The sequence below is a fragment of the Dactylosporangium siamense genome (genome assembly GCF_016862795.1).
GTDB classification, from domain to species: domain Bacteria; phylum Actinomycetota; class Actinomycetes; order Mycobacteriales; family Micromonosporaceae; genus Dactylosporangium; species Dactylosporangium siamense.
The window spans coordinates 1-24,784 of sequence record NZ_BONQ01000129.1; the positions used below are offsets into that span (position 1 = coordinate 1).

Sequence of the window (24,784 nt, forward strand, 5' to 3'; positions counted from 1 at the left end):
GAGCACGTAGACCGTGACCACGTCTCCGGGGGGACCACCCCCGCATGCGCGGGGAGCACTACTCGCAGGGCGGCACCGGCGGCAACAGCGTGGGACCACCCCCGTATGCGCGGGGAGCACACGTCCTATTCAGTTAGGCCCAATCCCAGCTAAGGACCACACCCCCCCGCATGCGCGGGGAGCACGGCACCCGCTGCACTGCCCGCACGGCTGACCTGGGACCACCCCCGCATGCGCGGGGAGCACCGGCTACTGGCGGCCAACGACGCTGCTGTCGCGGGACCACCCCCGCATGCGCGGGGAGCACGCGCGCTCGCACGTGAGACACCCGTCTACCCGGGGATCACCCCCGCATGCGCGGGGAGCACTACTCGTCCAGGGTCGTCGGGTACATCAGGGCGGGACCACCCCCGCATGCGCGGGGAGCACGCCTACATGCCGCGGGCGTCGCTGGCCGGGACGGGACCACCCCCGCATGCGCGGGGAGCACATCCTGTGGTACTTCAACGCGACGGACTTCTATGGACCACCCCCGCGCACGCGGGGATGGTCCACCATCCACAACGACCTGAAAGCGCTCCGGGCCGTGCTCCCCGCGCACGCGGGGATGGTCCCCCGACAGCGACCGTCCCGGTGATCCGCCACACGTGCTCCCCGCGCACGCGCGGATGGTCCCAACCAGCTGACCCACGCGATCGCCAAGACCAAGTGCTCCCCGCGCACGCGGGGATGGTCCGGCGGGCACGCCGACCAGTGGCGGGCACGTCCAGCGCTCCCCGCGCACGCGGGGATGTCCCGTCCCTGGAGGTGGGGGAGCTCCCCGCGTACGCGGGATGGTCCGATCTCTTCCGGCCCCAGGTGGCGGCGGGTGCCGTGCTGCCCGCGCACGCGGGGATGGTCCCGCGTGGCAGTTCATGGTGGGTGCGACGTCGCCGTGCTCCCCACGCGCGCGGGGATGGTCTCGCCTCGTCGATGTCGTCGCTGGACGACTGATCCATGCCAAGACATTGATGTCCACACCGAGACTTGCTGTGCATCGACAAATGGGTTGGACGCTGCTGCCACACTTACCTTGTGGATCATGGATATGATTTTGAGCCGGCTGCCGCCGCGTCCCCGGTCCGTACCAATGCACTACTGGGCTTCCCCGCCGACGCTCGGGTGGTCATCATCAACCTCGACGACTTCGGGATGTACCCCTCGATCAATGCCGCGGTCATCGCCTCGATCGAGGCAGGGATCGCCGGCTCCTGCAGCCTGATGGTGCCGTGCCCAGGGGCGCAGGACGCCATGCGGCTGCTGCGCCGGAAGCCGGAGATCCCCTTCGGGATCCATCTGACCCTGGTCTGTGACACGACCCACGACCGGTGGGGGCCGCTGACCGCGCGGGAGCGGGTGCCTTCGCTGCTCGATGCGGCGGGCGAGCTGTTCTCGCCGGCGCTGCGCCCCGAGCTGCTTGCCCGCGCCCGCCTGGGCGAGGTGGAGCTCGAGTTCCGCGCCCAGATCGACACGGTCATCGAGGCCGGGCTGGCGCCGACCCACCTGGACTGGCACTGCCTGGCCGACGGCGGCCGCGACGACATCTTCGACCTGACCGTCGGGTTGGCCGAGGAGTACGGGCTGGCGGTGCGGGCCTGGCTCGACCCGGCCCGCGAGCAGCTGCGACACCGCGGCCTGCCGGTCGTCGACCACGACTTCCTGGACAGCTTCCAGCTGGATCTGGACGGCAAGGCGGCCCGATATGCGCAGCTGCTCCGCGACCTGCCGGCCGGTCTGAGCGAGTGGGCGGTGCACCCCGGCCTCGGCACCGAGGAGGCGCGGGCGGTCGACCCTGACGGCTGGCGCGTGCGGCAGACCGACCACGAGTTCCTGACCTCGCCCGAGGCCCGCGAAATCCTCCAGGAGGAGGGGATCGTGGTGACCGACTACCGGGCCATCCAGCAGCTGTGGCTGGCGCGCTTGACTTGAACCTCGGTTCATGTTCGACGCTCAGGTCATGACAGCTACCGGCAAAGTTCTCGTGCTCGGCGCGACAGGCAACATCGGGCGGAACGTCGTCGCCGGCCTCCATGCTCGCGACGTCGCGGTGCGCGCGTTGTCCCGCTCGGCGGCGGCGGCCGTGCTGCCCGGCGGTGTTGAACCGGTCGCGGGTGACCTCACCGATCCCGGCGCGTTGCGGGGTGCCCTCGCCGGCGTCGATCGGGTGTTCCTGCTGTGGCCGTTCCTGTCGGCCGAAGGGGCGTCCGCCGTGGTCGAGGCGATCGCCGGTCAGGCCCGCCGGGTCGTGTACGTGTCGGCGATGAGCGTCCGCGACGACCTCCCGCTGGCGGCCAACGGCGTGTGGGGACAGGTCGAGGCCGCGATCCGTGACACCGGTCTCGACTGGACGTTCCTGCGCCCGAGCGGGTTCGCGACGAACACCCTGCAGTGGGCGGCCGCGGTGCGCGACGGCCGTCCGGTCCGCATCCCGTACCCCGATGCGGCCAGGTCGTTGATCCACGAGCGGGACATCGCCGACGTTGCCGTGCGGGCGCTGACCGGAGAGGAGCACTCCGGGCGCACGTACGTGCTCACCGGACCTGCGGCGCTGACCCAGGCCGAACAGGTGCGCATCCTCGGTGAGGTCGCCGGTCGGCCGGCGCGGGTGGAGGGGATCAGCCCGGAGGAGGCCCGCATCGGGATGCTCAGCTGGGCGGACCCCGACTTCGCGGACAGCTCGCTGGCCTACTGGGCCTCGCTCGTGCACACGCCGGAGCCGGTGACCGACACCGTCGAGCAGCTCACCGGTGCGCCGGCCCGCAGCTTCGAGCAATGGGCCCGTGACCACGCCGACGACTTCCGGCCGTTGTCGTAGCCCGCCCATTCAGGTGCGCTGGCGGTATACCTGGGCGTTCTTGTCGTTTCGGCCGGCCTCGAGCAGCCGCTCGGCTCGTTCCCGCAATGTCGTGGTGTCGGTGTTCCGGCGATGCCGGGCGGCCCAGATGTCGGCCTCGAGCGCGATCGCCGCGCGTTCCCATTCGCGTTCCGGGCCGTAGAGTTCACAGTCCATCGTGTCGCAGCTGGCCCGGCAGGCCTTGCGGTTCAACGCCTGCCGTGCCAGGCCGCTGAAACCGATGATGGCGCACCAGGGCGACTCTCCAAGGTCGATCACCGTCGGGCTCGGCTCGCCGGCCTCGGGCAGACCGAGCGCCGGCAGCAGTTCGAGCGGCAGCTGGTAGCCCCAGAACGAAGATTCGTAGGCTGCGATGGCCCGTACCTGTTCCGGGACGGCCGTCAGCCCGACGGCACGGGCCCACTGTTCGAGATCGGCGGCGACGGCCTCCGTCGTTCGTGACACCGGCTGTGGGTTATGCCAGTACGGGCACGGCACCTGGTCGACGGGCAGATGGAACGATGTGGTCCAGCCCTCGCCCGTCCGCCCGTAGACGCCGAGGCAGTCGGCGGCGTTCACATACAAGGCCAACACGCCGACACCCGTGGCTGCGACGAACCGCTCGCTGGCGGCGGCGAAGTCCTGCGGGTCCGAAATGCCCCGGGTCTCCAGCAGTTGCCATCCGTCGCCGAGCTCGTACAGATGCTCGTGCTGATATCCGAAGCCGAGCACCGTCTCCTCATCGACGAGAAGCCGGTCGGATCGCGCCAGTACGAACGTCCCGAAGAAACTCACCGGCGCACGATACGTCAACGGATCACCGCCAGATGAGGTGCGCCTGGTCAGTTTGGCAGGAGCGGCCGCATGAACGTCCGGTCCCATCGGAGGACGCAACCGGATTCGTCGCGAATCTTGTCCGCGGCGACGAACTCCGGGTCCTGGCCGAACCTGGAGCGGTAGACCTCGTAGGCCGCCAGGCTCTCGAAGCTGAACAGGGCCTCAGCCCGGTCGCTGGCGCCCTCGGCCGGCAGGAAGTAGCCGTGGTGGACACCCCCGTGCTTCACCACGAGCCGCATCCACTCACGGGCGAACCGTTCGAACGCGTCGATCTGGGCGGGATCGATGGTGTAGTGCACAACGCAGGTGATCACGGTGCCAGCATACGTACGCGCTGAGGTCGCCGACGGTGGTCCGGCCGGGCCGTGGCACCATCGGCAGGTGGTATCGGCCGAAGAACGAGCACGGCGGAGGCAGCTGCGCGACGCCTACAAGCACGCCGAACGCACCGCACGGGCGGCACTCATGCCGCTGGACAAGGGTGAGCTCGATGACCTGGTCAAGTTCGTGGACGCCCGGGTAGTGGCCGAGGGCTGTGATCACACCAGGCGCTTCACCGTGCAGTGGGCGGCCGAGCATCAGGTGTCATTGGACCGGCTCGTCGAAGGGCTCGAGGAGTTCGATGGGTACTGCGACTGCGAGGTCGTCATGAACTGCGACCCGGACCAGATCTACGGCTGATCAGTGCAGGGTGGAGCGGTGGGTAGGGCTGAGGCGGAAGTGCTCGGTCTTCACCACCTGCTCGGGCACTTCCGTCCGCAGGGGTGACCGGGTGAGCCACACGAGCGCGTGCTCCCCCTCGCGGATCGGTAGCCCGGGGAAGGTGTTCTCGGCGTACTCGGTGCGCAGGACGGCCAGGGTGTCGTCCGCGTGTTCGGTGGGATCGGGGAACGGGCCGGTCCAGTACCAGATCGTCGCGTGCAGGACGGCTTCTGGGTCGGCGGTGCCGCGGTCGAACACCGGGACCGCGACGAGTTCGCGGAGCAGCAGGACATCGTCCGAGTCGAGCATCGTCGCGTTCGCCGCCGGTCCGTGCTGCTTCCATGCCGGGCCGGAGTAGAAGGCCGTCAGGCCGGCGTGCCGCGACGGCATGTCGGTGAATCCGCGCAGCCATACGAACTGGTCGGGCCGGTCGAGGTCGCGGAACTGGCCCAGCACGGCCATCCCCAGTTCCTCCTGGGTCTCGACGAACTCACGGTCGAACAGGTCGATCAGCTCGTCGCGGCGTCCCTGGCGCAGGGTGTACCGGCGCAGTTCGACGATCATGTCAGGATCCTTTCCAGAACGTCGTTGACGGTCGTGCGCGCCAGGGTCGCCCGGAACGCGCCGGTCGCCTCGTCGTACACATCGGTCAGCACCGGACGGATGCCGCGCCCGACCGGGCATTCCAGGTTGGGCTCGGAGTGATGCAGGGCGAGCAGCGGCTCGGGCGAGACGGCGAGCCACACGTCCAGCAGCGTGATCTCTGCGGCCGGCCGCCCGAGCGCGAAGCCGGCGCCGTTGCCGCGGCGCGCCGTCACCAGGCCGGCCCGCTGCAGGTCGCCGAGGCTGCGCCGGACGATGACCGGGTTGGTGTTGACGCTGGCCGCCACCTCCTCGGAGGTGAGCACCGCTCGTCCGCGCCGCCTGGCCAGTTCCAGCCATGCCAGGGCATGGGCCGCGATCGTCACCCTGCTGTTGGCCGCCACCGTGACAGTCTCACCGACACCCGGGCCCAAAAGCAACCATTGCTGTTACATTCGACGGAAGTCGTAGCATGCCGGGATGGCGTTGCACGTGTACCGCTTCGGGCCGGCGAACGGCCGGGCAATCGTCGCGGTGCATGGTCTGAAGGGGTACGGCGGCCGGTGGCGCGTGTTCGCATCGCCTCGTCCGGGACGAGGTGGCGAACCATCTGCGATGTGGGTCGGACGGGCGGTGGCGGTGGCGCTACAGCGTGCCGGCCGCCGTCACCGCCTACTCGGAGCTCGCCCGGCCCGCCGTCACGCCGCCCGCGCACGTACCGACGCTGCTCGCCGTCGCTGGCCGGCACGACACTGCGCCGGCTGATCCGCGACTTCCTCGCCGAAGTCACCGGCGGTTGACCCGGGCCCGACGAAACGCGCTGATCCGCCGCAGACGACCGCGTGTTCGGGTCCCCGTCACGGTCACGGCGATGACGAGCATCGCAGGATCATGGCCATGGCGACGCATTGCTGTCCGGCGACATTGTGCCGGTGGTCATGGTGCGTCGTGGACATGGCGGAGGTGGAGGCGCGAGGCCATCGCCAGGTACTGCAACGTCGTGGTTGACGAGGGTGTGCTCAGTTCGATCTGGAAGGCGTCCTCGTATCCCTGCTGATTGCGGAGCACCCACCACCAGGCGGAGGTGCTGCCGATCAGACCGGCAAGATGCTGATTCGTTTGGGTCGGTACGGCGTCCGGCGCCCAGTGGCGAAGCGGCGGTCGTTGGCGCGGGTCGAAGGAAACCTCGACCGTGTCGTCGTCCGGATCAACCTCGACGTGGAGGTATCCCTGGTCGAACCGGAATTGAACCGCCACAAGCCAGGCAGGGTCCTCCGCGTGCGCCAGATGCACGACCTCGACCAGACCAGTCAACACAGAGGGCACCTCACGCTACGCGCCACACGAAGATCAGCGGGCGGGCCGGCGCCCTATCCGGCGACGGCCTCACGCTGGATCTGCTCGAACTGGCCGGCCATCGCGGCGGCCAGGGCCTGTGCGGCGGACAACGGCCGAACCATGACCGTCAACTCGTCGATCAGGCCGCGCTCATCCAGGTGCAGGAAATCGCAGCCCTCGACGGTGACGTCGCCGATACGCGCCTCGAACACCAACGCGTGGTCGCGACCGCCCTCGGCGCCCAGTTCACGGACGTACCGGAAGTCCTCGAAGACCCGCAGCACGCCGCGCAGGATCGCAGCGGTGATGGCCTTGCCCGGGTAGGGTTTGAACGCCACGGGACTGCGAAACACCACGTCGTCTGCCAGGGTCGCCGCGATGGCGTCGGCGTCACGCGCTTCAACCGCAGCACGAAAGTCGATCACCCGCGCCAGCATACTGGTCCGTTCCGCTGTCGGTTGACGCCTCACGGACGTAGTTGGGCCGTGTTGTTGTCGGGGCGGGCGACGTCAGCACGCCGGTTCAGACCTACCGTAAGGCTCGTCGCGGTGACATTCGGCGGCACAGAACCGACTTGGTACGGTCCGGCATTGGAATGGGCGGTCTTCTGGCGCATCGTCGAAGGTGCCCGAGCTGAGGCGGGCAGTGACACCGAACGCGTCGCCCAGGTGCTTCTTCGTCGCCTTCGCGCGTTGGCCAGCGAACGATCTGCGCCAGTTGCGTGTACCTGATCGAGTCGTCGCCGCCACGGCGGGGCTCGCCCGATAACCGCGGGATCGGATCGCCGCCGGCGGGTAGTGTGCGCCTTCGGATCCGTTGTGTGTTTGGGGGTCGGGTGGTGTCGGTCATCGACGACGACGCAGCACTCAATCGGGAGGTGTGGACGCGGCAGAACGCCGCCTTCACCGACGCGCAGGCGTTCCGCGCCTGGGCCAGTGCTGAGATCACCTGGGGGCTGTTCGACATCCCCGAAAGCCGGCTCGGGGCTCTTGGCGATGTCACCGGTCTGGATGTGGTCGAGTTGGGCTGCGGCACCGCATACTTCTCCGCCTGGCTGGCCCGGGCCGGCGCCCGCCCGGTCGGTGTCGATGTGACCCCGGCTCAGTTGGACACGGCTCGGCGTTGCCAGGAGCAGTTCGGTGTCTCATTCCCGTTGATCGAGGCGGACGCCCAGGACGTGCCGCTGCCCGCAGCGAGCTTCGACCTGGCGGTGTCGGAGTACGGCGCCAGCCTCTGGTGCGACCCGGACCGCTGGATCGCCGAGGCGGCGCGGCTGCTTCGGCCGGGCGGCCGCCTGGTGTTCCTGACCAACAGCATCCTCGTGACGCTGTGCCTGCCGGAAGAGGAAGGCTACGCGGGGCAGTCGCTGCTGCGCCCCCAGCGCGGAATGCACCGGGTGCAATGGTCGAACGGCGGGGTCGAGTTCCATCCCGCCCATGGCGAATGGATTCGTATCCTGGCCGCTCATGGGTTGGTTGTGGAGGCCCTCCATGAGTTGTACGCCCCGGACGACGCCCAGACGCACGAGTACTACGACGTGGCAACGGCCGACTGGGCCAGGCAGTGGCCGGTGGAGGATCTGTGGACCGCCCGCAAACTCGGACATCGGCCTTAAAGATTTGATCAGGGGCGTTCTGGCGGTAGTAGTGCGCGCTTGCGTGCTGCCGTTTCGGTTCGCTGCTCGTGGGGTTGAATTGCGGCTATGACGGCACCTGAGCGCTACGGTGAATCGGTTCTCAGCCCCGAGTGGCACGGTGAGCGGGAACGGCTCGTCGCCATGGCCGAGGTGGCCGATGGCACGACCATCCGGATACTGCAGGATCTCGGGCTCGGCCCGGACTGGGACTGTCTGGAGGTCGGTGCCGGCGCCGGCACGATCGCGGCGTGGCTGGCCGGCCAGGTGCCGGACGGCAGCGTCCTGGCGACCGACATCGACACCCGGTGGTTGCACGCGATCGGCGTGCCCAACCTGCACGTCACTGAGCACGACATCGTCTTGGACCCGTTGCCGGAGTCGGCGTTCGACCTCGTCCACGCCAGGTTCGTGCTGGAACACCTGCCCGAACGCGATGCGGTCCTGACCAAGTTGTGCCGGTCCCTGCGACCTGGGGGCCTGCTGGTGATCGAGTCGATCGCGAGCTTCCCGATCGCCTCCGGTGGCACCCCGGCGTTCCGCGACGCCATGCACGCGATCGAGTCGACGCTGGCCGCGACCATCGGCACGGACGCGAGATGGCCGCGGACGTTTCCCACGCCCCTGCTGGCGCACGGGCTCACCGCGGTATCGGCCTCGGTGCACGTCCCTGCGACCGGAGGCCGTAACGCATCGGCGCGATGCTGGTCGCACACCCTCGCTCAGCTGCGCCCCCGCATCCTTGAGCACATGCCCGGGGCCCGGCCGGCGGTCGACGAAGCCCTGCGCCTCCTGGACCGGCCGGAGTTCTTCGAGTTGGCATTCGCCACCGCCGTCTGTTGGGGCCGCAGGCCGACATCGCATTCATGAGTTGACGGCGGTGGCGGTCCGGAACTCGCAGCCCCGGGCCGGTGTGGCAAGGTGGCGTGGTGATCGACAACGGCGAGGCGTTGGAATCCGTGATTCGGCATGCGGCGCAGTTTGGCGAGATCGACTACGACGACATCGCGGTGACCGTCGACGCGCTGACGGACTCCGGGGATGTCAGCTTGGCGCCGCGACTGCACGAGGCCCTCGACCGGTTCCTCGACGAGGAGAATTTCTACGGCCGCGACCTCATCGCCGGAATGCTTGCCGGTATCGAAGGTGTGGCGGCACTACCGGTGTTGCTGCTGGCCTCGGCCCGCGATCTCGGCGATGACCAGGACGGCTTGCAGTCCGAGATCGCCGGCCTGTTGGACGCCGACCCTGAGGCCAGCCGGCGCATGGTGCTCGAACTCGTCCACAACGCCGCGCCCGAGCGGCGCCGGGCGGGACTGCTGGCGCTCGGTTCAGTGGCCGGATCCGGCGACCTTGAACTGCTGGCCGAGGCGGCCACTGACGCCGATCCGCAGATCAGGCTGATGGCGATCGAGGCTGTCCCCGACCCGGCCGGCAACGACCGCGCGTTCCAGGTCCTTGTCGCATCGCTGCACGATCCCGACGAACAGGCGCGGATGTCGACGATCGGTCGGCTCGGCTCGACGAAGCGGCCCGACGCGGTGGCGCCCCTCGCGGCCGTCGCCGACGACCCCGCACCGCGGGTGCGGGCAAGGACGGCGTACGCGTTCGCACGCCTCGGCAGCGCCGAGGCGACGCCGATCCTGGTGCGGATGCTCGACGACTCCGACCGGCACGTTCGTGAGCAGGCTCTCGACGCACTCGGCTCGATCGGCGGACAGGCTGCCGTCGATGCCCTGCTCGCGGAGGCTGATCAGGACCCGCGGCGGCGGGCCCAGGCCGCGAAGGCGCTCGCGAAGGCCACCGACTCCGATCCTCGGGTCGCACCGCGGCTCATGGTGCTGGCACGAGACGATGAGGCGGCGGTGCGTGCGGCCACGCTGAGCGGGCTTGCGACTGTCGCCGACACCTCGTGGCGTTGGGCATCGCTCGTGGCCGAAATGGCCAACGACCCCGACCCGACGGTTCGTCAGCGCGTTGCCGTCGTCGCGGGTCACCTCGCGCCCAACGAAGTCATCGAGATTCTTCACCGCCTCGCCGGCGATCCCGAAGCGATGGTGCGCCAGGTCGCTACGACCCAACTCGATCGCCTATCCCGACGCTCATAGCGGATACGGCAGCCGCGGTTCGTCCGCCGAGCGCGAACGCGCTTGTCATCGGTACGTGCGAGCAGCGCGGCCGCGGTTCGACGTTCTCCACTGCGTGCGCTGTCGGCGGCCGGTTGGGCACGGTTGCTGCGCCCCGTTGCGTTCGGGGCCACGATGTCGAGCGCATCGGGCAAGCTGGAGCGGTGGAACGTCGCGCCGTGCTTGACCGGCTGTCCGCCAGCTTCATGCTGGCCGTCCTCGCGGTCGCATTCCGGCCCTGGTGGTCGGTGCGGGTGCGGTCGGCCTCATGGGAGGACGGACGCGAGACCGACGTCATCTACACCACCTATGGGCGCACGGCGTGGCAGGTATCCACCCGGTGGACCGTTGCCGTGCTGCTGGTCGCCGCCGTCGCGGTGGTGTGGCTGATCGTTGTTCTGGGGCGCCGGCGGATTCCGTTCGTGGTGCGGGTCCTGGCACTCGGGGTCATCGTTGTCGCGGTCGCACTCACCGTCGCGCAATGGCGTGGCATCGAGTCCTGGCCGCCACCGAACGCGGTGAGCCGGGTGGACGTCGAACTCGGCTCGGTGGACACGCACCGCGATCACAAGCAGGAGCTGGCCGACGCCTGGACCGTACGCGACCACCTGCGCAGCATCCACGACACCGGCCTCACCGCCGACGTCACCCCGGAAATGTGGTTCGGCCTGGCCACCATGTCCCTGACGGCGGTCACGTTGTTCGCCGGCATGCTCGCCCGCCCTCGTCGCACCCTGGGGCCCGACGGGCCGAGCCTCTGACAGCTGAACCGCCGCCAGACCAAGGCCCCACCGGAACAGAGCAATCAGTGGTCGTCGTCGGGCGGGAGTGCGAAGACGTCATCTCCGCGTAGGCAGTCGCCTCGAGGTCGAGGAGACAACGGGTGCGGCTCATTGAGCACGATCTGTGCCCGCCATCCGCCGGTCACCAGTCCGTTGGAGGCGTGACCGGCGAGCCGTTCGTCGGCAGCGTCGCCGAGGAGTCCAGCCTGTTCGAGGATGACGAACAGCGCGTCGGCGGCGCAGGTCACCATGTCGTTGGCCTCGTCGACGCTCGTGCCTGGGTTGAGTTCACAATAGGCGCGGCGGGCGGTCGCGAGGAGGCGGTCCGCGTCGGTGACGGTGAAGTCCCGCCGGAGGCGCACGGACAGCCGCATGCCGTCGACGAGCGGATCGTTGCCGATCACGCCGTCGTCGTCAGCCACGCCGACACGGTACCGGCATCTCGGTCGAGAGCCACCACGCCATGCCGCGGATCCGCGTACGCCGGATTGGTCGACTCAGGTGACCGACGCGGCGGCTTCCCGCTCCCGGTAGTAGTCGCCGGCCACCACTGGCGGATGGTCGGTGCCGCCGCCGGCCGGGGGAGCCAGTGGCGTGATGACCCGGTCCATGTCGGATTCGCAGAAGACGATGAGGCTGATCAGTTCCTCGTTCGGGTCGGCCTGCGACGGCGGCAGCACCCGATGCCGGGTGGAACGCCATCGGTCACCGGTCCACCGGGCGAGCAGGTCGGCGATGTTGACCGTGAAGGCGCCCGGCACGTGCGGCGCATCCGCCCACTCGCCGTCGAGCGTCTGCACCTGGAGTCCGCCGTACCCTGGCTGCCGGTCGAGGATGGTCAGCATCCCCCAGTCGGTATGCGGTGCCACCCGGAACTGTCCCTCCAGTGGCGCACCGGTGACCGACAGCGCCGGATAGCGGTTGATGTTGAAGGTGTACGGCGCATTCCTGGTCCGCTCGACGAAGTAGCCAGGTTCCAGCCCAAGCGCGGTGGCCAGTACCTCCAGCAGCTCCCGATACAGGTCCTGGACCTGGGCGGCGTACTCGGTGACCGGCTCGCGGAGCCCGGGCACCTGGTCCGGCCAGACATTCGCCATGAACCAGGCGGGATCACCGGCAGGGTCCTCACGCCCGAGGGTGAAGGACTCCTTCAGGTCGGCCTTGTTCGCATCAGCGACCTCCCCGTAGAACGCGTTCGCCTCGCGGCCCTGTGCGATCCACCCCCGCCCGCCGACGCCTGTCGCGTACGCCTCCTTCACCGTGTCGGGCAGCGCGAAGAACGTGCGGGACACCTCACGGATGCGCTCCTTGAGCGCGTCATCGATGCCGTGCCCGCTGACCATGAAGAACCCGCAGTCCTGCATGGCACGGTCGAGCCGGGCGGCGAGCACAGCGCGTTCCTCGACGCCAGCGGTCCGCCACGTACCGATGTCGAACAGGGGAATGTCCAGCGTGCTCATGCATCACATCCCGGCCGAGGTGGGCAAGCAACACGACCATACGGAGCGACTGTTTCCACAACCGCACAGCCTGAACCGCTACCCTCCGTTACTCCGCGAGTGCGGCGCCGATCGCGGCGACGCGGTCCTGGTCGTTGCGGATGCGGTCGAGTTCGTACCCGATCGGCGGTGGCCGGCGCTCGTTGGCGAGGATCCGTCGCAACGCGTCGGCCGCCGCGGGTTCGAGCGTTCCCCCGCCGAGTTCGCGCAGCAGCGCGATGGCAGCCTCGGTGCGCCCGCCGTATTCCACGATCGTGAGCAGGACCTCGGCGAGGTCGTCGTGGCTGATCACCCCGTCGGACCCGACCGGGTTGGGGAGCGCCTCGCCCGGGCCGGACCGGGCAAGGGCCAGCAGTGCCCCGGCGGCGGCCAGCGCCGTGCGCAGCGCACCCAGGAGCGGAACCACCTGCGGGGCGAGGCTTGCGGCCGGGACGCCGATCCGCCGGACCAGCCCGGCCGCCGCCGCGCTGCGCTTGTCGAGCGCGATCGACAGGACCGGCAGCAGTTCGTCGGCGACGGCGTCACCGGCGATCGCGTACATCGCGCCGGCGGCGGCCATCCGGTCGTCCGCGGCCCAGCCCCGGTCGTCGTACACCAGCAGCTCCCGCAACCGGGGCAGCAATGGCTCGCCCGCCGCGCCGAGCTGGCCGGCCCGCGGCATCGCGTACCGCAGCTCGTAGAGCACCCCGGCCAACCCCTGTCCCAGCGCGGCGACGAGCGGGGCGGTGTCGCCGGTGAGCTTGTGCAGCGCGTCGGCGACGAACATACGGTCATAGCTGGAGGCGGCGTCGGCGAGCGCGGTGAGTCGCGCGGCGGCTTCCGCGGCGGCATCGGTGCCGGCCGCGATGGCCGCGATGGCCGCCGGTGCGTGCTGCGGATGCTTGTCCAGCAGCGAGTACAGCTCGGGAAGCGCCGGCGCGGCCTCGGCTCCCCACGAGGCGAGCAACGAACACAGATGCCTGAGCGCGCCGGTGCTGCGCCGGTCCGGGTTGCGGAGCAGGTCCCGGGCCGCGTCGAGCAGCGCGGGGTCGAAGGGCGCGGTCGATCCGGCCCCGCGCCACGAGCGGCCGATGGCGACCTCCAGGGCCTTCCCGCGGCGTGGCAGGTCGCGGGCGAGCAGCGGCAAGGCGCGCGGGTCGCCGAGGTCGAGCAGCACCCCGAGCGCCTGGTCGGCCAGTTCGTCGTCGCTTCCGTCCCGCGAGTCGGCCACCGCCAGGACGGCATCCGCGGCGGGCCGACCCTCCGGCCCGATCCGGTGCAGCACGGCGAGGGCCTGTTCGGCCACGGTCTCATCCTCGTCGGCCACCAGCGGCGCGAGCAACGGGGCCAGCAACACCGGCGCACCGCGGTACTCGCCGCACAGCTCGTCGATGCCGGCCAGAGCGCGGCGGCGCCGGAAGCCTTCTCCGGGTCCGTCGACCGCCAGGACGGTCCGCGCCAGGGCGGCGGCCTCCGCCAGCGCGCCGCGCCCGGCGAGCAGGCCCAGCAGCTCGACGAACTTGTCGTCCTGGTCGGTCTCCTTCCAGTCGCCGGTGCTGGTGTCGAACCAGCGCTCGGCGAATTCGACGTCGTCGCCGGACAGCGCCCACGCCGTGGCCGCGGCGGCCAGTTCGGGCGTCCAGGGCGCCTCTGCCAGCACGAGGCTGAGCGTCGCGGCGAGCCGGAGCTCGGGAGCCTCCTGCGGGGCAATCGCGGCGACGCTCAACTCGGCGGCGATCTCCGGGTCGGCGTGCCGGCAGGCGTTGAGCAGCTCGGTGCGCAGGTCCGGATCCCGCTCCCGCGTCCAACGGGCGCGGATCGCCTCGGCCGCCTCCCGCGAGCGGCCGCACAGCGCGATGATGCCGATCGTCCAGCGACGGTTGTCCTCGTCGGGGTCGTCGAGCCGGGGGAGCAGCAGCGGCAGCTCGGCGGCCACGGCCGCCACCAGCTCATCCTGGTCGTCGCGGGGCTGGTTGAACCCCTGGGCGACGCTGTGCAGCAGCTCCAGCAACTCCCTGGCGAACACGCCCGCCGCGCTGAGCCGGGCGAGGAAGGGGATGCACTCCACGGTCGCCCGGTAGCGCGGCGCCCGCGTGTTCATGGCCGCCCAGAAGTCACCGACGGCCTCCCGCGCGACCTCCGCGTCCTCGGACACAATGGTGCGCAGCTTCTCGGCGGGAAACTCGACGTACGAGAAGCCGATGTGGGGCCACTCCACGTCGTCGAGGCCGGCGAAGATCTCTTCGAGGTTCAGGTGCGTCGTCATCGCAGAAGATCATCCCACCCGCCGCAACCGCCCCGAGCAGCGACCTTGACCGGTCAATCAGGTGGACGGCCGTGCCGCAGGCTGCGTTTGTCGGCCAGGCGGTGCTGGTACACCATCGAGAAGGGCTGACGCCGGGTCCGAGGTGTTCCGCAGTTGATCCGCAACGTCGCTCGCGGCGAATACCGGGGCGTCGCCTTCGCTCCGGACGGGACCCGTCTTGTGGCCCCGCTGCGCGACGAGGGCTGGTTCTCGACGCGCTGGTCGATACGCGTCATCGCCACCCCAATGCTGTGACCGCAGCCGGTCCGTGGCCGGTGACGTGCTCGGGCCGGGTGCGGACCAGGCTCAGCGCTCGTCCTCGTCGTAGAAGATCGCGGTCAAGCGAGGCAACAGGCGGCGCATCCGGTCCTCGTCCTCGAAGTCGAAGCGCTCTCCCGCCGGTCCAGGCGGCAGATGCTCGCCCTTGTCCGGCAGCGCCGCCCAGAACGCCTCCTCATCCTCCGCTGCCGTCGGCGCCACGTAGAGCATCTCCTCGCAGTCGAGGTCACCGGTGTCCGCGTCGACGACATCGGCGAGCGAGTCCGGGTCGGCGAGCGTCGCCTCCCACCGCGTCCGGCCCTGCGCCATCAGCCAGCCGAGGAAGTACTCGAAGCCGTCATCGGACGCGCCGCCGTTGATGACATACGCGGCGGCCCACAGGTCCCAGCGGTAGGCCTCCCGATCGAACAACTCGTCCTGCACCTCGCGGAAGGCCACCAGTTCGGCGAGCGGCCGACCTCGGAGCACCTCAACGAGCGCCGCAGGCACCTCGTCGACATCGACCACCCGCGCACGGGCGGCGTCGACATCTTCCCAGAAACGATCTCTGTCCACGTCGGCATTCTGCATCGGCGGCGCGGCTTGCACACCCCGGTCGTGAGCCGTGGGTTACGTGCCCGAGGCGTTTCCGTCGTGTCGGTGCGAGGCAATTCGTGTTCGCCGCGGCATGGGCGCGCAGCCGATCAAGTGCTGCCGAATGGCGAGATGCCCGTCAGTTCTCAGACTGTCGCGGCCATGTCCAGGCGGGGACCTCACGGATCGGATGCAGCTGGTCATCGGTCTCGGCATGCGAGTTCTGCTGGGCCACGCGGGCGCCGAAGTCAAGATGCTCGCCGACGGCCGCGCGGAAGGCGTCGTCGTCCGGTAGACCGGCTTCATCGATCGCTTCGAGGTAGAGGACGACGAACCGCTCCCGTTGCTCGTCGGTGATCTTCAGATGGCGGTGGACGTCAATGAGGTACTGAAATCCGGGGCCGGTGGTGAATCTGCTCGGGCCGCCGAAGGACTCGGCGGTGAACCACGTGAGATGTTCGACGTGGCTCGGCTGGCGAGTGGGGAACACGCTGCTCAGCACGGGGTCGTCCAGCACTTTGGTGTAGAACAGTTCTTCCAGGCGATGCAGCGCGTCGTCGCCGCCGGCGAATTCGTAGAGAGTGGTCATTGCGTCGTCCTTCGTAGCCTAGGGCTGAGCGGGGTGCGTGCTTCCCGAAGATCCGATCGCTGCGACCGTACCTCGTGGTGACGAGCGTGGTCACCTACGGCCGGCTCGGGATGACGCTGGATGAGCTGTTGGTCGCCCGGCGGTAGGACGGCCGACCTGCGCGGTACCTCGTCCACGGATGACCATCGGCACAGTCGGCACCTCCGCGCCAGTCGCGGCACGAGCGGATGCAGGCATAGCGGGTCAGGTTGGCCGAAGTGGCGTACGCAACGTCACGATGGCCGACGAGCCGGGGTGCGCCCGAAATGTCACTGGACGGCTTACCCGCGTCGACGAGATCATGGCGGTGGTCCTCACCTGACGTGCTCGATCCCGCCCAGCCCTGCGGCACCGAGGCGCCGTGCCTCGCGAGGAAGCGCCCTCACACCGGAGGCGACGAACGTGACCATCGACGAATTCAGCGCTCTGTGGACCCCGCCGTTTGATCGGTACGGACTGTTCCGGGTCCACGAAACCGGCGGCTATCTCGTCGCTTCGTTCGAACACCGCGCGGTGACCCTGATCTGCGACGACGACCTCGCTGAAGCGGTCGTGCGGCGGATGCTGGAGGCCGGCGTGCCGATCGTGGACGACTTTCCCGCCCCGGCCGCCTGGCAGTGGCTGGCACGCGATCTCCGCGACGTGGGTTGCGATGTCACCACGGTCGAACGGTTGCCTGACGCCTGCGCTGGCCGCCCGGAGTCCGTTCCGGTCCTCGTTCGCTGGGTCGGGGAACTCCGGGATGTCGAGGCGCCGTCGGGCAACCGTGACTGGCTGATGGGCCACATCGTCCGTGCGCTGATCGTATCCGGCGCCGACATCACCGCACTCATGCTGGACCTCCTGCCACACGCCGGCATCGGCTCGCTCACCGTAGTCGAGCACGCGATTGAGACCGGCGCCTCAACGGAGCACGCCGACCGGATCCTCGACTTCGTCGACGACGAACAGCACGGCCTGCGGCGCGACCGGTTGATCCTCCTCCTGGTCCGCATCGCCAAGAGGCACCCCCGCACATTGGAGGTCCTGAGCCGGATCGTGGTCGACGACACCGCCGCACCGGCCGCTATGGCGGCCCTTGCCCGGCTGCACCCACGCGAGGCGGTCGACTTGATCGCGCCCAGACTGCAGCACACCGATCGAACGATCGCACGGGCAGCCAAGATCAACCACCGGATCGCCCTGGACAAATCCACCCGCCAACGTCGGAGCAGGTGATTATCTGCTTCACTTCACGGCCGACCAGGCTCTGAAGCCGTGCTGGGACACACCATGCCGTCACACGAACCGATCACCGAGATCTGACCGCGGTGCGGGGCACGAAACTTTCATGGCGGCCGCTGGGTCACCGGCGAATGTGGCGGCGGTCTTTGACAGGGACGGATCCGACTCAGCATCCTCGGCGTGCCCGGCCCCACGGTCGGCGGGTCATCGGCACATCGGCACCTCATCGGCCAGCCGGCGGCGGGTCGCGGATGCGGAGGAATGCTCATGCGGGGTTCGTGGCGGCGCGGGTTCGCGGCACTGGCCGTGACGACCGGGCTGGCGGTGGCCCCCTCGGCACCGGCCGCGGCGGCGGTGACCGGCTGGACGCAGGTGTCCGCCGGCAGCTGGCACACGTGCGCAGTGCGGTCCGACGCCACACTGTGGTGCTGGGGCGCCAACGACAGCGGGCAGCTGGGCGTCGGCGACACCGCCGCACGGCAGGTACCGACGCAGGTCGGCGGCGCCGCCTGGGCGTCGGTCGACACGGGACTGGACCACACCTGCGCGCTCAAGACCGATGGCATCCGGTACTGCTGGGGCCGCAACACCGACGGCCAGCTGGGGCTCGGCGACACCACCAACCGCGACGCACCACGCCGGATCATCGGCGAGGCCGCCTGGCTGTCGGTGTCCGCCACGACGTACGCCACCTGCGGGATCCGTACCGACGCCACGCTGTGGTGCTGGGGGCGCAACACCGACGGGCAGCTCGGCATCGGCGACACCACCGGTCGCACCCGGCCCGCACAGGTCGGCACGCAGGCGAACTGGGCGATGGTGTCCACCGCCGAGAACATGGCCTGCGCGCTCAAGACCGACGGCACCCGGTACTGCTGGGGCGCGAACAACACGGGGCAGCTCGGTATCGGCGACAGGACCGGCCGCACCGCGCCGCGGCGGGTGGTCGGTGAACCCGCGTGGCGCACCATCACCAACGGCTACCCGACGGGGTGCGGTATCCGCATCGACGGGACGCTGTGGTGCTGGGGCGACAACTCCTGGTTCCAGCTCGGCACCGGCGACGCCGCGGCCACCGACCGGCTCACCCCGGTCATGGTGAGCAGCCGCACCAGCTGGACCCGCGTCGCGATGGCGACCGGTGGCCGGCACGCCTGCGGCCAGGCGGCCGGCGTCCGCTACTGCTGGGGGCTCGGTGCCCCCGGGCTCGGCGTCGGTGACCTGGCGACCCGGACAACCCCGTCGGCCGTGTTCGACGGCCCGTGGACCGGCCTGTCCGCCGGGTTCAGCCACACCTGCGGCATCCGCAACACGCACCTGTACTGCTGGGGCGCGGGTGCCATGCTGGGCCTCGTCGACGATGACGACGACGATGACGACGACGCGGTGACCCCTGTGCTCATCGCCGCGTAGTTCCTCACCGACTCGGGGCCGATGACAATGTACGGCTATGGATGTGCGAGCCGTGCGGTTACCGCGTCAGGGGCCAGACTGTGAGTCCGGCGCTGGCGGCACTGCGACGATCGAGCGCGCTCTCAGTGGTGGCCGTCCGCTGCTCGGCGGCGGCGGCCCTGGGCGGGTCCGGTCCAGTGATCATCGTCAACGCGGCACGAATTCGGGAATCGACCAGGCGGCTACGGTTCGTAGTGTGGTGGCATCGACAAGGAGGCCTGCCTGCCATGACAGACTACGACTTCACCTCGGATCATCTGGACGACCCGTACCACGCGCACACCTTCGAGACCCACCCTGGCGTCAGCGACCACATCGATGCGCAGTCCACGCCGCACCACTACGGGCCCGAGGTTCACGAGCAGGACATCAACCACGACGGGCGCGTCGACGTGGTCAGCGCCGACACCGACGGTGACGGCAAGGACGACGCCTGGCAGTACGACCTGAACAACGACGGCACGATGGACATGACGGGGTACGACACCAACCACGACGGTTCCATCGACCAGAAGGAGTATGACCACAACGAGGACGGCCGCATCGATGAGGTACGCCTCGACGCCGACCATGACGGTCACCCGGAGCTGCGCCAGACCGACACGAACAACGACGGCCGGCTCGACACGATGGACCGCGACAGCAACGACGACGGCCAATACGACCAGCACGACCGGATCGACGCCGCCAAGACCATGCCGCACTGGGGCCCGAACGCCACCTACGGCAGCGTCTGAGCCGCTCGTCTGCGCGACGTACACCCGGTAGGGGTGGGCCGGGACGTCTGCACTGCGATCCAGGCCGGAACGCGACATGATCGGGCTTATGGAGAAGCCACAGGTGGTAACGGTCGAAGAGTGGGACCGGGCGCGCGCGGAGCTGCTCACGGCCGAGAAGGAGGCGACCCGGCTCACCGACAGGGTCGCCGCGCAGCGACGGCGGCTGCCGATGGTCCGCATGGGCGACTACACGTTCGACGCGCCGTCCGGGCCGCGAACGCTGGTCGACCTGTTCGACGGGCGGCCGGAGCTGGCTGTGTATCAGTTCATGGATAACGGCGCGGACGACTTCTGCCCTGGGTGCACCGCGTTCACCAACAACGTGCCTGAGCATGGCCTGGCGATGCTCGCCGACGCCGGCATCAGCTGGGCAACGATCTCGAACATGCCGCTGGCGCAGATCGAAGGGTACAAGGCGAAGATGGGCTGGACGATGCCGTTCGTCTCGTCCCGCGGCACGACCTTCGCCAAGGACTGCGGCGCGGACTACTTCATGCTGTCGATGTTCGTCCGCGACGGCGACGTCGTCCACCGCACCTACAGCACCACCCAGCGGGGCGTCGACCGGCTGCTGTTCAGCAACAACGTGCGAGATCTCAGCGTGTACGGGCGGCAGGAGGATTGGGAGGACTCGCCCGACGGCTGGCCGCAGCATCCGACGTACGGCTGACGAGCCCTGGCGCCTGGCCTGCCCCGAGAAGGCCCGGAGCCGCGGCGTTCGGGCGGCTGGAACGGCGTCGGCAAGCGCGCCGCTGGATCGGGCAGACGGGGAGCCGTGTGCCGGGGTGGGGTCACCTCGGCACGCGCTCGATGGCCGGACCGCCGAGCGTGGCGGGTGTCAGCAAGCGGATGGCGGCATGTGCGGCAACGTGAGCTAGAGACGTGCTCGGGTGCGGGTGGCGCGTGGCATGTCGAGCCACCACGCGGCAGCGCGCCGGGCGTCGTGTACGGCGGCCGGATTGGTCCGGACATCGCCGAGCAAGGTGTCTTCGCCCGCGACGCCCATGGCGTACACCAGCGATGGCAGGATGACTGGGTCGGCCGTGAAGCGGCTCACGGCGGCGCGCCAGAATTCGGTCGGGCTGCGACCGCCGACGTGGCCGATCACGTGTGCTGCCGTCGCCATCACCTCGGGTGCCAGGCCTGGGGCGAGCAGCAGGCGCTGCACCATGGTCCGGTGCTCGGCGCCGCCGACCACCCGCAGTGACTCCAGCGACCGCACCGTCGTGGCCGTGTCGCACGCGGCCAGCGCACCGGCCGCTCGAGTGGCGAGCCGCTGCGCCACGCGCTCACGGTACGGGCTCGCGGCCAGGAACATCGCGCTGATGAGGCGCACGTCGGGGCTGGGGTTACCAAGCATTTCGCCGTACAGGTCGTCCACCACTCGGTCGGGGTCATGGGTGCGGGGCGCCGGCCGGGCGGCAGGCGTCGCCAGCAAGGACAGCACGTGGCCGGCGAGGGCCCGCACGTCGGCGGGCGCCTCGCCGTCGCGCGTGCGCAGCCGGGCGAGCATGGCTACCCGGTATACCTCGTCGGGCGCGAAGTGGTGATGGCGGATCTTTCGGACGCACGCCAGCAGGGCCCCGTACAGCGCGCGGTCGTTGGTCGGCCGATGCAGTTGGCGCAGCACGTGCCGCGATGCCTCAGGGTGCACCGTGGCGTCGAACATGCTGACGACCTCGACCGGCACCTGGTTGGCGGGGTCGTCGGCGAGGTCCGCGCATACGGCGATCGCCGCGCCCTGGGCGTCGCGGTGACTCATCAGCCGGTTCAGCGACTCGAACCGCAACTGCCACGCCACGCCGTCCGCGATGATCATTTCGTTGACCAGGCGTTCGGCGAGCGTCCGCCAGATCCGGCGCGGAGCGACGACCGGGTACGGCTCCTCGACCAGCAATGACGTCAGATCATCCCACTGCATGCCGGTGAGGTCGGCGTTGCAGTCAACGAGATCGATCAGGCTGACCAGCCTGGCATGATCACCGCCCGCCGCGTTGCGTACAGTCGACTGGCTGTCCCGGCCCAAGTTGAGATAGCGGCCCCCGACGTTCAGCGTCCCCACGAGCCGGCCGGGTTGGAGCTCGAGCAGCTCTTCGTAACGGCGCACCGCGGCGAGGGGCGCCTGGTGCACTCCGGTCTCCCACCGTGACAGTTGCGACTCGCTCACGCCGGCAGGGAACGCAGCCGCGAACGCTTTCGCCGTACGGAATCGCGCCGCCGGATCGAGAGTGCGGCTGGTGCGCAGCAGCCAGCCGGTCAATCTGGGGCTCGCCGGCCACAACGGCATACCCCGACCGTAACAGCGCGGGCTGTTCCTTGCGGGTGGAATCTCAAATGCAATCGATCTCCATCAATCATCGGACGGTTCGTACGGTCGTCCTCGACAACATTTTGAGAGGAGACAGGGATGCGTATCCGCACGATGACCGCCGCGGTGCTGGCGGCCGCGGCAGTCGCCTTCGTCCCGTCGGAGTCCGCGCAAGCGGCACCGCCGGGCGCCGGCATCGACAACACCGACCCGTCGTCAACGGGTTGCTCCGCATCGGCCATCACATACTGGTCGAAAAACCTGACCAACCCGGCCACCGGCGTCGTCAACGGCACGATGGAGCTCCGCTACTCGCGCTCCTGCGAGACCAACTGGGTGCGAATCAACAACTACGTCAGCGGTGCCACGGCGCAGAAGACCATCGTCCGGTTGCACACGTACGCGCCGAGCGGCGGTTCCGTGCCGTACGCGCAAGACATCACGTCGGACACCGTCACCGGCTGGAGCTACGGCATGCAGCTCTACGCACCGTCGTGGGTCTGCGTGCAGGTGGGCGGCGTCATCACGCTCAACGGCCAAGTGATCGCCTCAAACGGCCAGTCTCTCGACTGGGTCTGCTGAATCCCTGGCAGACGGTGGCGCCGGTCATCAGCATCTCGACCTGCGCCACCCGCAGTCCGGTTGGACAGGCTCACTGACTAGGGCACGGTGTAGCCGTCCGCTGGCGCCGGATCGTCCGCGGGTCGTGGATCAGCCGCCGTCCAGGGCCGCAAATCCTGAGACGGGGGGCGGCTGACCGGTGGCAGGAACCGCTCACTGCGACGATCGGCCAGCCTGGTGTCGGCGGGGAGCAGGCCTCGCGCTGCCAGGAAGGCTCGGAGTTCGGCGTCCTGCTGCTCGGTCAGCGGAACCCGCGGCAGGTCGAGGATGCCGAAGTTCCGCACTCCGAACACATATGCCTCAGGCGTGACCCAAACGGTTTGCACCAGCGGCCAGCGGTACGTCACGGCTGACAGGTCGGTGCTGGCATGCAGCGCTTCGTCATCAACCCGGTACTGGCGTGGCAGCGACAAGAATTCAGGTACGTTCATGAGCGCGGCATAGCTGCGCCATGCCCGCCACAGCGCGTACCCCGTTGGGATGACGAAGAACCCGATCACGGTGGGGCCGGCGGGGAGCCAGCTCCAGGCGATGTCGTCGACGAAACCGACGACCGCATACCCGAGCAGCACGAGCACGCCAGCGGTGAGCACCCCCGGCAGCGCGGCATGCCTGGCCTTCGGGGCCGCGTACGTCCGGAAATACTTCTGCGGCCGGGCGAAGGTGAACTCGATATGCACGCGGCGATAGTACGGCGCCGAACCGTTGCACGGCTCACGGCAGCGCAGCGACCGACACCAGCAACCGGTCGCGGCTGGCCGCTGCGCACGGTCGGCCGCATGTGCGGGCGTTACGAGAATCGCCGCGGACGCCATCAGCTACTGGTCTCAACCGTTGCGGAAGGCCTCGTGCACGAACCACGCCACTGGCAACGCCAGCAAGACGAGCACGGCAGCACCACAACAACTTCCAAGAGCGACGGCGTTGATCCAGCTGGTGATCCCGTCGTAGTCCGCGATCACGGCCGAGAGCGCAGCAACGCACAGGGCCGCCGCGCCCAGGAGGAACACGGCGACCGTAACCGTTGGCCACACCCACGGGGCGCGGTTCGACGTCGGCTGGCGGTCCATCACTCACTGAATGCTATGCGTCGGCCAGCAGCCACTTCATGGAGCGGCTGTGAATGTTTGCGACCGACCTCGTGGAGAGGCTGCTCGTGATCCGGGAGTCCCGGCGAGAAGTGCGAGGCCGATGGGACCTATGCAAAAATCTGGCCGCCATCGGCCGAAGGCGCTGGTTGAGCCGGCCTGCAGGTCCGAGCGGGACGACAAGACGGGACGAGCGGTCAGCGACGGATGTTCGCGCCCGACCTCAGCAGTCGCCACGCGGAGATCGGTGTGATGCCGAGCCGGCCTCGATGAGCAGACGCAGCTCCTCGATCACGCCGGTGCGCATCGATTGCGAGATCTGCTGCCCCAACTCAAGAAGCTGTCCACAATCGCCTGGCGCAGGACCACCACGAGGTGCTTTGATCTTGCGCCATGAGGCGTGCACTGGTCGGTATGGTTTTGGTCGCGACGGTCCTGACCGGGGGCTGCGGATCTTCGGACACGGCCGAGGAGACGTGCGCCAAGGCGCGCGCCACCCTCAAGTACTACACATCGGAAGCACCGGAGCTGAAGGCGCTCAACGCTGAGATCGAGAAGGCGTACCAGGGCAACGGCACGCCCGATGACGCGAAGGCCGCACGGCTGGCGTACAACAGAGCGTTCGGTGACGCGTTGCGATCGATCGCGGACAGGGCCGATGACCCCGGCCTGAAAGCGTCTGTCACTGCAGCAGCGGACGCCTACAGCGCCGGCGGTCAGGATCTCGAGGCGATGCAGACGGCGCTCGACCAATGCCCCCAGAAGCCGTGACTGGCGAATGCCGCTCAGCGTCTCGAGTTGGTGCGCTTCTGATGCGGGAGGCCGGTGACGCCGCAGGCGCTGGGGGCCGGGCGGTGCGGGCCGCTGACCGTGGCCTCCCTGGCGCGCTGCGGGATCTAGTCGGGATGCGGGCGCGGCCGGGACGCTGACCCGGATGCAGCAGCCACCCTCCACACCTCGGGCGACGCGCCGGATCGTGGCTCCGGACGGTCTACGTCGTGATGTTCGCGTGGGCTGCTACCGGCCCGCGGCATGACGAGCCCATCGAGCCACGGACCCCAGATGCCACTGTTCCGTGACCGTGGAGTCGCCCGTCATCGCCGTGACGGTTCGGGTGGCTTGCACGACCAGCCGGCTGCGGGTACATGTGCGCCTCCGTGCTGGACGCGTACGCGTT

General features: G+C 69.3%; 28 protein-coding genes and 1 CRISPR repeat array. Of the genes, 14 read left to right on the forward strand and 14 right to left on the reverse strand.

The features are described from left to right. Positions 1-35: 35 nt before the first annotated feature. Positions 36-490: a CRISPR direct-repeat array (repeat unit 24 nt; unit sequence CACCCCCGCATGCGCGGGGAGCAC). A 671-nt stretch (positions 491-1,161) separates the two neighbouring features. Continuing rightward, on the forward strand, positions 1,162-1,968 hold the full coding sequence (locus Dsi01nite_RS41315) for a polysaccharide deacetylase family protein (RefSeq protein WP_203851872.1): 807 nt from the start codon (positions 1,162-1,164) through the stop codon (positions 1,966-1,968). A gap of 28 nt (positions 1,969-1,996) precedes the next feature. Beyond that, complete coding sequence (locus Dsi01nite_RS41320) at positions 1,997-2,854, forward strand: NAD(P)H-binding protein (protein WP_203851873.1); 858 nt, start codon at positions 1,997-1,999, stop codon at positions 2,852-2,854. Positions 2,855-2,863: 9 nt separating this feature from the next. On the opposite strand, the gene Dsi01nite_RS41325 is transcribed toward Dsi01nite_RS41320, so the two are convergent. Both Dsi01nite_RS41325 and Dsi01nite_RS41330 read right to left on the reverse strand, forming a co-directional pair. Beyond that, entirely contained in the window at positions 2,864-3,667 is an 804-nt protein-coding gene (locus tag Dsi01nite_RS41325) for a hypothetical protein (protein WP_203851874.1), read from the reverse strand. 47 nt (positions 3,668-3,714) lie between these two features. Then, positions 3,715-4,023: an NIPSNAP family protein gene (locus tag Dsi01nite_RS41330; protein ID WP_203851875.1), complete on the reverse strand. Its 309-nt coding sequence runs from the start codon at positions 4,021-4,023 to the stop codon at positions 3,715-3,717. Between the two features lie 67 nt (positions 4,024-4,090). Here Dsi01nite_RS41330 and Dsi01nite_RS41335 point away from each other — a divergent pair, with 67 nt between their 5' ends. Continuing rightward, entirely contained in the window at positions 4,091-4,390 is a 300-nt protein-coding gene (locus Dsi01nite_RS41335) for a DUF2695 domain-containing protein (protein WP_203851876.1), read from the forward strand. Here Dsi01nite_RS41335 and Dsi01nite_RS41340 read toward each other — a convergent pair whose 3' ends face one another. The 4 genes from Dsi01nite_RS41340 to Dsi01nite_RS41355 form a co-directional block, all read right to left on the reverse strand. Then, positions 4,391-4,975, reverse strand: coding sequence for an NIPSNAP family protein (locus Dsi01nite_RS41340; protein WP_203851877.1), 585 nt, complete (start codon positions 4,973-4,975; stop codon positions 4,391-4,393). It abuts the gene before it with no gap. After that, positions 4,972-5,397: an Rrf2 family transcriptional regulator gene (locus Dsi01nite_RS41345; protein WP_203851878.1), complete on the reverse strand. Its 426-nt coding sequence runs from the start codon at positions 5,395-5,397 to the stop codon at positions 4,972-4,974. Before Dsi01nite_RS41345 ends, Dsi01nite_RS41340 begins: the two co-directional genes overlap by 4 nt. Positions 5,398-5,929: 532 nt before the next feature. Beyond that, the gene (locus Dsi01nite_RS41350) at positions 5,930-6,310 is read right to left on the reverse strand and encodes a DUF6334 family protein (protein WP_203851879.1); all 381 of its coding nucleotides are present in this window, start codon (positions 6,308-6,310) and stop codon (positions 5,930-5,932) included. A gap of 53 nt (positions 6,311-6,363) precedes the next feature. Next, complete coding sequence (locus Dsi01nite_RS41355) at positions 6,364-6,756, reverse strand: nuclear transport factor 2 family protein (RefSeq protein WP_203851880.1); 393 nt, start codon at positions 6,754-6,756, stop codon at positions 6,364-6,366. 413 nt (positions 6,757-7,169) lie between these two features. Here Dsi01nite_RS41355 and Dsi01nite_RS41360 point away from each other — a divergent pair, with 413 nt between their 5' ends. The 4 genes from Dsi01nite_RS41360 to Dsi01nite_RS41375 all read left to right on the forward strand — a co-directional run bounded on the left by Dsi01nite_RS41360 (position 7,170) and on the right by Dsi01nite_RS41375 (position 10,851). Further along, a complete protein-coding gene (locus tag Dsi01nite_RS41360) occupies positions 7,170-7,946 on the forward strand; it encodes a class I SAM-dependent methyltransferase (RefSeq protein WP_203851881.1) in 777 nt (258 codons plus the stop codon). An 87-nt stretch (positions 7,947-8,033) separates the two neighbouring features. Next, the gene (locus Dsi01nite_RS41365) at positions 8,034-8,834 is read left to right on the forward strand and encodes a class I SAM-dependent methyltransferase (protein ID WP_203851882.1); all 801 of its coding nucleotides are present in this window, start codon (positions 8,034-8,036) and stop codon (positions 8,832-8,834) included. A 56-nt stretch (positions 8,835-8,890) separates the two neighbouring features. Further along, the gene (locus Dsi01nite_RS41370) at positions 8,891-10,072 is read left to right on the forward strand and encodes a HEAT repeat domain-containing protein (protein WP_203851883.1); all 1,182 of its coding nucleotides are present in this window, start codon (positions 8,891-8,893) and stop codon (positions 10,070-10,072) included. A 182-nt stretch (positions 10,073-10,254) separates the two neighbouring features. After that, complete coding sequence (locus Dsi01nite_RS41375) at positions 10,255-10,851, forward strand: hypothetical protein (protein WP_203851884.1); 597 nt, start codon at positions 10,255-10,257, stop codon at positions 10,849-10,851. Between the two features lie 44 nt (positions 10,852-10,895). Here Dsi01nite_RS41375 and Dsi01nite_RS41380 read toward each other — a convergent pair whose 3' ends face one another. From Dsi01nite_RS41380 to Dsi01nite_RS41390, 3 genes are all read right to left on the reverse strand, one after another. Continuing rightward, a complete protein-coding gene (locus tag Dsi01nite_RS41380; protein WP_203851885.1) occupies positions 10,896-11,294 on the reverse strand; it encodes a hypothetical protein in 399 nt (132 codons plus the stop codon). 75 nt (positions 11,295-11,369) lie between these two features. Continuing rightward, a complete protein-coding gene (locus Dsi01nite_RS41385; RefSeq protein ID WP_203851886.1) occupies positions 11,370-12,332 on the reverse strand; it encodes an isopenicillin N synthase family dioxygenase in 963 nt (320 codons plus the stop codon). An 88-nt stretch (positions 12,333-12,420) separates the two neighbouring features. Then, the gene (locus Dsi01nite_RS41390) at positions 12,421-14,616 is read right to left on the reverse strand and encodes a hypothetical protein (protein ID WP_203851887.1); all 2,196 of its coding nucleotides are present in this window, start codon (positions 14,614-14,616) and stop codon (positions 12,421-12,423) included. Positions 14,617-14,769: 153 nt separating this feature from the next. On the opposite strand from Dsi01nite_RS41390, the gene Dsi01nite_RS41395 reads away from it, so the two are divergent. Then, positions 14,770-14,910, forward strand: coding sequence for a hypothetical protein (locus Dsi01nite_RS41395; protein WP_203851888.1), 141 nt, complete (start codon positions 14,770-14,772; stop codon positions 14,908-14,910). A gap of 51 nt (positions 14,911-14,961) precedes the next feature. Here the strand turns inward: Dsi01nite_RS41395 and Dsi01nite_RS41400 are convergent, their stop codons facing one another. Beyond that, on the reverse strand, positions 14,962-15,522 hold the full coding sequence (locus Dsi01nite_RS41400; RefSeq protein ID WP_239136556.1) for a DUF4240 domain-containing protein: 561 nt from the start codon (positions 15,520-15,522) through the stop codon (positions 14,962-14,964). 124 nt (positions 15,523-15,646) lie between these two features. Next, complete coding sequence (locus Dsi01nite_RS41405; RefSeq protein ID WP_203851889.1) at positions 15,647-16,096, reverse strand: group II truncated hemoglobin; 450 nt, start codon at positions 16,094-16,096, stop codon at positions 15,647-15,649. 441 nt (positions 16,097-16,537) lie between these two features. Here Dsi01nite_RS41405 and Dsi01nite_RS41410 point away from each other — a divergent pair, with 441 nt between their 5' ends. The 4 genes from Dsi01nite_RS41410 to Dsi01nite_RS41425 all read left to right on the forward strand — a co-directional run bounded on the left by Dsi01nite_RS41410 (position 16,538) and on the right by Dsi01nite_RS41425 (position 20,260). Then, complete coding sequence (locus Dsi01nite_RS41410) at positions 16,538-17,353, forward strand: hypothetical protein (protein WP_203851890.1); 816 nt, start codon at positions 16,538-16,540, stop codon at positions 17,351-17,353. A 273-nt stretch (positions 17,354-17,626) separates the two neighbouring features. Continuing rightward, positions 17,627-18,772 carry an RCC1 domain-containing protein gene (locus Dsi01nite_RS41415; protein ID WP_203851891.1) on the forward strand — a complete coding sequence of 382 codons (1,146 nt, stop codon included), beginning with the start codon at positions 17,627-17,629 and terminating at the stop codon, positions 18,770-18,772. A 266-nt stretch (positions 18,773-19,038) separates the two neighbouring features. After that, positions 19,039-19,548 carry a hypothetical protein gene (locus Dsi01nite_RS41420; protein WP_203851892.1) on the forward strand — a complete coding sequence of 170 codons (510 nt, stop codon included), beginning with the start codon at positions 19,039-19,041 and terminating at the stop codon, positions 19,546-19,548. 88 nt (positions 19,549-19,636) lie between these two features. Continuing rightward, positions 19,637-20,260, forward strand: coding sequence for a DUF899 family protein (locus Dsi01nite_RS41425; RefSeq protein WP_203851893.1), 624 nt, complete (start codon positions 19,637-19,639; stop codon positions 20,258-20,260). A 204-nt stretch (positions 20,261-20,464) separates the two neighbouring features. On the opposite strand, the gene Dsi01nite_RS41430 is transcribed toward Dsi01nite_RS41425, so the two are convergent. Further along, positions 20,465-21,877, reverse strand: a complete 1,413-nt coding sequence (locus Dsi01nite_RS41430) for a hypothetical protein (protein ID WP_203851894.1) — start codon at positions 21,875-21,877, stop codon at positions 20,465-20,467. A 135-nt stretch (positions 21,878-22,012) separates the two neighbouring features. Between Dsi01nite_RS41430 and Dsi01nite_RS41435 the strand changes: the two genes are divergently transcribed. Next, on the forward strand, positions 22,013-22,480 hold the full coding sequence (locus Dsi01nite_RS41435; RefSeq protein ID WP_203851895.1) for a DUF2690 domain-containing protein: 468 nt from the start codon (positions 22,013-22,015) through the stop codon (positions 22,478-22,480). Between the two features lie 77 nt (positions 22,481-22,557). Here Dsi01nite_RS41435 and Dsi01nite_RS41440 read toward each other — a convergent pair whose 3' ends face one another. After that, entirely contained in the window at positions 22,558-23,199 is a 642-nt protein-coding gene (locus Dsi01nite_RS41440) for a YcxB family protein (protein WP_203851896.1), read from the reverse strand. Between the two features lie 147 nt (positions 23,200-23,346). After that, positions 23,347-23,592 (reverse strand): hypothetical protein, encoded by a 246-nt coding sequence (locus Dsi01nite_RS41445; RefSeq protein WP_203851897.1) that lies wholly within the window; start codon positions 23,590-23,592, stop codon positions 23,347-23,349. Between the two features lie 408 nt (positions 23,593-24,000). On the opposite strand from Dsi01nite_RS41445, the gene Dsi01nite_RS41450 reads away from it, so the two are divergent. Further along, a complete protein-coding gene (locus Dsi01nite_RS41450) occupies positions 24,001-24,378 on the forward strand; it encodes a hypothetical protein (RefSeq protein ID WP_203851898.1) in 378 nt (125 codons plus the stop codon). Positions 24,379-24,784: the final 406 nt, after the last annotated feature.

Coding starts and splice junctions, on each gene's coding strand:
- Dsi01nite_RS41450 (WP_203851898.1), top strand. CDS start 24,001: ATGAGGCGTGCACTGGTCGGTATGGTTTTGGTCGCGACGGTCCTGACC.
- Dsi01nite_RS41365 (WP_203851882.1), top strand. CDS start 8,034: ATGACGGCACCTGAGCGCTACGGTGAATCGGTTCTCAGCCCCGAGTGG.
- Dsi01nite_RS41405 (WP_203851889.1), bottom strand. CDS start 16,096: ATGACCACTCTCTACGAATTCGCCGGCGGCGACGACGCGCTGCATCGC.
- Dsi01nite_RS41425 (WP_203851893.1), top strand. CDS start 19,637: ATGGAGAAGCCACAGGTGGTAACGGTCGAAGAGTGGGACCGGGCGCGC.
- Dsi01nite_RS41430 (WP_203851894.1), bottom strand. CDS start 21,877: ATGCCGTTGTGGCCGGCGAGCCCCAGATTGACCGGCTGGCTGCTGCGC.
- Dsi01nite_RS41340 (WP_203851877.1), bottom strand. CDS start 4,975: ATGATCGTCGAACTGCGCCGGTACACCCTGCGCCAGGGACGCCGCGAC.
- Dsi01nite_RS41420 (WP_203851892.1), top strand. CDS start 19,039: ATGACAGACTACGACTTCACCTCGGATCATCTGGACGACCCGTACCAC.
- Dsi01nite_RS41390 (WP_203851887.1), bottom strand. CDS start 14,616: ATGACGACGCACCTGAACCTCGAAGAGATCTTCGCCGGCCTCGACGAC.
- Dsi01nite_RS41415 (WP_203851891.1), top strand. CDS start 17,627: ATGCGGGGTTCGTGGCGGCGCGGGTTCGCGGCACTGGCCGTGACGACC.
- Dsi01nite_RS41320 (WP_203851873.1), top strand. CDS start 1,997: ATGACAGCTACCGGCAAAGTTCTCGTGCTCGGCGCGACAGGCAACATC.
- Dsi01nite_RS41435 (WP_203851895.1), top strand. CDS start 22,013: ATGACCGCCGCGGTGCTGGCGGCCGCGGCAGTCGCCTTCGTCCCGTCG.
- Dsi01nite_RS41385 (WP_203851886.1), bottom strand. CDS start 12,332: ATGAGCACGCTGGACATTCCCCTGTTCGACATCGGTACGTGGCGGACC.